The sequence below is a fragment of the Intrasporangium sp. genome (assembly GCF_036566125.1).
GTDB lineage: Bacteria > Actinomycetota > Actinomycetes > Actinomycetales > Dermatophilaceae > Intrasporangium.
The window spans coordinates 1-5244 of sequence record NZ_DATCWX010000321.1 but is presented as its reverse complement, the minus strand read 5'-3'; the positions used below and the strand labels follow the sequence as shown (position 1 = coordinate 5244).

Annotated in this window: 6 protein-coding genes; 5 read left to right on the top strand and 1 reads right to left on the bottom strand. The window is 69.1% G+C overall.

Annotated elements, in window-relative coordinates:
- Nucleotides 1-1065: MFS transporter (locus tag VIR15_RS19350; RefSeq protein WP_331930784.1), on the bottom strand; the 1065-nt coding region annotated here is incomplete at its 3' end.
- 94 nt (nt 1066-1159) lie between these two features.
- Between VIR15_RS19350 and VIR15_RS19345 the strand changes: the two genes are divergently transcribed.
- The 5 genes from VIR15_RS19345 to VIR15_RS19325 form a co-directional block, all read left to right on the top strand.
- A complete protein-coding gene (locus VIR15_RS19345; protein ID WP_331930782.1) occupies nt 1160-1750 on the top strand; it encodes a TetR/AcrR family transcriptional regulator in 591 nt (196 codons plus the stop codon).
- A 133-nt stretch (nt 1751-1883) separates the two neighbouring features.
- Nucleotides 1884-2573 carry a GOLPH3/VPS74 family protein gene (locus VIR15_RS19340; protein ID WP_331930780.1) on the top strand — a complete coding sequence of 230 codons (690 nt, stop codon included), beginning with the start codon at nt 1884-1886 and terminating at the stop codon, nt 2571-2573.
- Nucleotides 2574-2663: 90 nt separating this feature from the next.
- On the top strand, nt 2664-2987 hold the full coding sequence (locus tag VIR15_RS19335) for a YciI family protein (RefSeq protein WP_331930778.1): 324 nt from the start codon (nt 2664-2666) through the stop codon (nt 2985-2987).
- 2 nt (nt 2988-2989) lie between these two features.
- Nucleotides 2990-4216, top strand: a complete 1227-nt coding sequence (locus VIR15_RS19330; protein WP_414654986.1) for an RNA polymerase sigma factor — start codon at nt 2990-2992, stop codon at nt 4214-4216.
- Nucleotides 4217-4435: 219 nt separating this feature from the next.
- On the top strand, nt 4436-5244 hold an 809-nt coding region (locus tag VIR15_RS19325), incomplete at its 3' end, for a VOC family protein (RefSeq protein WP_331930774.1).

Here is a 5244-nt window from a genome sequence, read left to right as displayed (position 1 = left end):
GAGCAGGCCCGCCGCGGCGATGAGCAGACCGGACACGGCCAGCGAACGCGCACCCAGTCGACCGATGGTCCGTCCGGCCAACTGCGCGCCGATCATCGTCGCGACGGCCACGGGCAGGAACAGCAGCCCAGTCGTCAGGGGCCCGTGTCCCGCAGCCTCCTGCAGGAAGAACGTCCCGAGGAAGAAGACGGCAACCATGATCGCCGTCCCCACGAAGAGGAGGAACGCTCCCGCGAGCACCGGTGGGCGGGCGACCAGCCTCGGGTCGACCAAGGGATGCGTGGCCCGGCTCAGCCAGACGGCCAGGCCGAGGTACAACACGAGGCTGAGGGTCAGCAGCGCGAGAAACCGCGGCGACGTCCAACCGCTGTCACCTGCGTCGATGAACGCGTAGATCAGCAGCCCGGACGCCGCTGTGACGAGAGCGGCCCCAACAAGATCGAGGCGCCCACCCGTCGTGGGGGCAGGCATCGACGGCAGCACCCGCGGCAGCGCCACCAGGACCACCGCACCGACAGGCAGGTTGACGAGGAACACCCACTCCCAGCCCGGGCCGGCAGTGATGAGCCCTCCGAGGAGCACCCCGAGCGCTGCGCCGACTCCACCGAGAGCCGACCAGATGCCCAGGGCCCGGTTCCGCTCCTCACCGTCGAAGAGCCGCACGACGAGGGACAGCGCGGCGGGTGACATCAGTGCGGCCCCGACGCCTTGGCCGACCCGGGCCGTGATGATCATGCCTGGCCCCGTGGCCAGTCCGGCGACGAGGGAGGCAAGGGTGAACAGACCCAGCCCGGTGAGCACGATCCGCCGAGGACCCACGAGGTCGGCGAGCCGACCGCCGGTCAGCATCAGGCCTCCGAAGGCCAGCGTGTAGCCGCTCATCACCCAGGTCAGGGCATCGCGGCTCATGCCCAGCTCCGCACCGAGCTGCGGCATCGCGACGGCCACGACGGTGACGTCGAGGATGAGCATGAGATTGGCCACGGCGAGCAGGCCGAGGGCTCGCCAACGCATTGGGTGGGGGGAAGTAACTGGGGTGTCGCGGGTTTCGTCCGTCGTTGACATGCTTCGCTCCATAAGTCGAACGCGGGTGTTCAAGTTGCAAAATAGGGAACGTGTACACTTCTGTTCAACTTATTTTCGGAGGAGATTCCCTGCCATGACTGACGCAGCGGCCGAACAGGCGCCGACACGTCGGGCGGACGCGGTTCGCAACCGCGCAGCGATCCTCGACGCGGCCACGGAGTGCCTGGCCCGCGACCCCGACGTGAGCATCAAGGACATCGCCCGGGCCGCGGGGGTGGGCCGCGTGACCCTGTACGGGCACTACGAGTCCCGGGCCGCTCTGATCGAGGCGGTGGTCGAGCGGGCGATTCGCCAGACGGATGCCGACCTGCGCGGGGTGGACCTCTCCGGCGACGTACGAGACGCGATGGCCCGCCTCGTCTCGGTGACGTGGGAGCTGACGCACCGCTTCGGCGCGCTCGTCGTCGCGGCCCAGCAAGACCTCCCGTCAGCGACGTTCCGGGCGCTCCACGAGGTGCCTGCGGCCCGTGTCGAGAAGCTGCTGATGAAGGGCCGCAAGCAGGGCGCCTTCCGGACGGACGCGCCCGTTTCCTGGCAGGTGATGGCGATGCAGAGCCTGCTCCACGGCGCGGTCGACGCGGTCTACCGCGGAGAGCTCCAGGCCGACCAGGCGCGGGAGCTCGTCACCTCGACGGTGCTGGCCGTGCTCGAGCCACCCGCCTGACCAACTCAGCCCCAGCGTGAGGGTGCGTTCCGAGCGCGAGCGAGCTCAGCGGCATACGGCCACAGTGATTGTCGTATGCCGCTGGGCTGGCTTCGCACCACCCGTTGCCACACGCGAGGGCTAGGTTGGATGCATGCTCCTCGCCGAAGACCTGCTGCTGCTGCTGACGAACGACGACACCGGCAAGTTGGCAAAGTCGGGCACCAAGGTGGACGTGGCGCTCGGCGGCGCCGTGCTGGTCGACCTCACCCTCATGGGGCGCGTCGATGTCGCAGACCCGGGTGAGACGGTGCGCGAAGGGCGACTTGTCGTCAGAGATTCCACGCCCACGGGCGACGCCGTGCTCGACGAGGCCCTCGCCACCATTGGCGAGAAGGAGGGCAAAAAGCCCAAGAGCGTCGTGGCGAGGCTTGGGAAGGGCGTGCGGGCCACGCTCTATGGGCGTCTCGTCGAGGATGGTGTCCTGCGTGCGGAGAAGGGTCGGGTCCTCGGCATCTTCCCGACCGACCGGTGGCCAGCAGAGAACGCCAACCATGAGGCGTCGGTCCGTGCCGGAATCGCTTCGGCCCTCCGCGATGGCAGGACGTCGGATCCGAGGACGGGTGCACTCATCTCGCTCCTGCTCGCGCTGAGGGCGGTCCACAAGGTCATGGCACCTTCCTCGGTCGGGGTGTCCGAGCCTGAGATGAAGGCGAGCGCCAAGCGGATTGCCCAAGGGGATTGGGCTGCCAAGGCGGTCCGGCAGGCCATCGACAGCACGAACGCCGCCATCATCGCGGCCAGCTCATCCGCTGCGTCGGCCGCAGGAGGCGGCGGATCCTGACCTGTGGTGTCGGATCGGGGCGGTGGCGTTCGTAGGAGGGGTGAGTGGCAGCCCGGACGGGCGCCCCACGACCACAGGAGTTGACCCGCGATGCAGTACTTCGTTTCCGTGATTGACGACAGGACCAACTCGGCCACGTCCGACGAGATGTCGGCCATCGACGAGTTCAACCGCCGGCTCGAGGCCGAGGGCCATTGGGTCTTCGCCGGTGGGTTGGCAGCGCCGAGCTCGGCCACCGTCATCGACAACCGCGGCGCGGAGGCGATAGTCACCGACGGGCCCTTTCTCGAGTCGAAGGAATACCTGGCCGGCTTCTGGATCATGCGGGCCCCTGATCTCGACGTGGCGCTCAAGCTCGCTGCGGCGGGGTCGAAGGCCTGCAATCGGAAGGTCGAGGTGCGACCGTTCCTGTGAGCGTGGTCGACGTCGGGGAGGCGGTCACTCGGGCCCACCAGCAGGAGTGGGCTCGCCTGGTCGCGACCCTGACGCGGCGCTTCGGTGACCTCGACATCGCCGAGGAGGCGGCCGCAGAGGCGTTCGCGGTAGCGGTCCAGCGGTGGCCGTCTGGCGGCGTACCCCCCAACCCCGGCGCCTGGCTGACCACCACCGCGACCCACAAGGCCATCGACCGGATCCGGCGCGAGAAGAAGCGCGACGACAAGCAGTGGGAGGCTCGGATGCTGTCCGAAGACGGCCCACCTGAGCCTCTCGGAGCCATCGATGACGAGCGGCTCCGGCTGATCTTCACCTGCTGTCACCCCGCGCTGGCGATGGAGGCCCGCGTGGCGCTGACGTTGCGCATGGTCGGCGGGCTGAGCGTCGCCGAGATAGCCCGCGCCTTTCTCGCGCAGGAGAGCACTGTGGGGCAGCGGATCACCCGTGCGAAGGCCAAGATCAAGGCGGCCCGCATCCCGTATCGGGTGCCGTCTGCGGACGACCTCCCTGTGCGTGTGTCCGGCGTGCTCGCCGTCCTCTTCCTGGTCTTCAACGAGGGTTACCTGGCGACCGGGCCGGACACCGATCCCGTCCGTCATGACCTGACCGCCGAGGCGATCCGGCTGACTCGACTGATCCGTGTCCTGCTGCCAGAGGATGGTGAGGTGGCCGGGCTGCTGGCGCTGATGCTCCTCACCGAGGCCCGCCGGACCGCCCGGATCTCGGCGAGCGGCGAGCTCGTTCCTCTCGCCGAGCAGGATCGTGGGGCTTGGGACGCGGCTCTGGTCGCCGAGGGTCACCGGCTGGTTCGTGAGCGCCTGGCCGCTGGGGTGGCTCCGGGCCGCTACCAGATCTTGGCGGCGATCAACGCGGTGCACACCTCCGCGCGCGACGTACGCGACACGGACTGGTCGCAGGTCGCCGCTCTCTATGACCAGCTCCTGCGCATCGACTCCTCACCGATCATCGCCCTCAACCGGGCTGTCGCGATCGGCGAGCTCGACGGCCCCGAGGTGGCCCTGGCGATGGTCGACGACCTTGGGGACCGCTTGTCCGGGTATCACGCCTACCACGTGACCCGCGCCGACCTGCTCCGCCGGCTGGGCCGCAGCCAGGAGTCACGTGCGGCGTACGACAAGGCAATCGAGCTGGCGGGCAACACCGCCGAGACGGCCTACCTCACGCGCCGCCGCGACCAACTGCGGTAGCGGCGGTGATCTCTTCTCATTCGCTGCACCGGCGCTGACCCCCGCGTGCGTGGCCAAGCCTGAGCGTCGCTGCTTTCCGGGCGTAGAGTTGGCCAGCGCGTTCCGCAGGCTCGTGCCGGCGAGCCGCGACCTGCTCCTGGCCGACGAGAAAGAAGCACCGAAGGCGTCCACCAATGCCCCGGCCGGGACATGTTCATAGGCGGAAGGAGAGCGTCGGAAATGGGCTCAACAGTGCCGGGCAGGACAGAGATCGGAACGGATTGGCGGGTCATCGATGGCGTTGCGACGGCATGGTTCGACGCGCCTTCGCTGATCGAGGGGGCTGCGCTGGCCGGGCGCATCGTGGAGCTGTCGGCCGAGATCGTGGTCGACCTGCGCGCGACCGGCATGCGGGTGCGCCTCGACTCGGACGAGCACGCCGAGGCGGTGTCGGCGGCCGCGCGGGATCTCGGGCTGGCCGCGAATCCTGCCGTGCTGCAGCAGCTGAGCGTCGTTTTCGAATCGGCGAATCCGTCTGTGGTGAGGCGGTTCTGGCAGCGAGTGCTGGACTACGCACCTGGGGAGGACGGCGGTTTGGCAGATCCGTTGCGGCGCGACCCCGCGATACGGATCCGGCAGTCGAACGAGCCACGGCCGTTGCGAAACCGCATCCACCTCGACGTCGTGCGGCCGGCCGCGGCCGTCGAGCAGGCGAGTCTTGGTGAGGCTTCGGGACCGTTCGGGGTCTGTCACACCGACCCCGACGGCAACGAGGTCGACCTGGTGCCGGGCGCGGCGCTCGGCGAGAGGATCGGGACAGCCGACTGGCAGGCGGTGTTCAGCGCGATGGCGTGCTACCGCATCACCTCGCCGACGCAGCAGCGTGACCTGGCCGCCGCAGCAGCGGCGCTGGCCGACGACACGGGCTTCCCGCTGCTGGTCGACCTGCGCCCCGGGCTCGTGATCATCGACAGCGGTAAGGACCAGTGGGAGGACGACGCCCACGGCCTCGAGCTCGACTTCACCGACCTCGCCGGAAACCTCCAGAC

Coding starts and splice junctions, on each gene's coding strand:
- VIR15_RS19335 (WP_331930778.1), top strand. CDS start 2,664: ATGCAGTACTTCGTTTCCGTGATTGACGACAGGACCAACTCGGCCACG.
- VIR15_RS19340 (WP_331930780.1), top strand. CDS start 1,884: ATGCTCCTCGCCGAAGACCTGCTGCTGCTGCTGACGAACGACGACACC.
- VIR15_RS19345 (WP_331930782.1), top strand. CDS start 1,160: ATGACTGACGCAGCGGCCGAACAGGCGCCGACACGTCGGGCGGACGCG.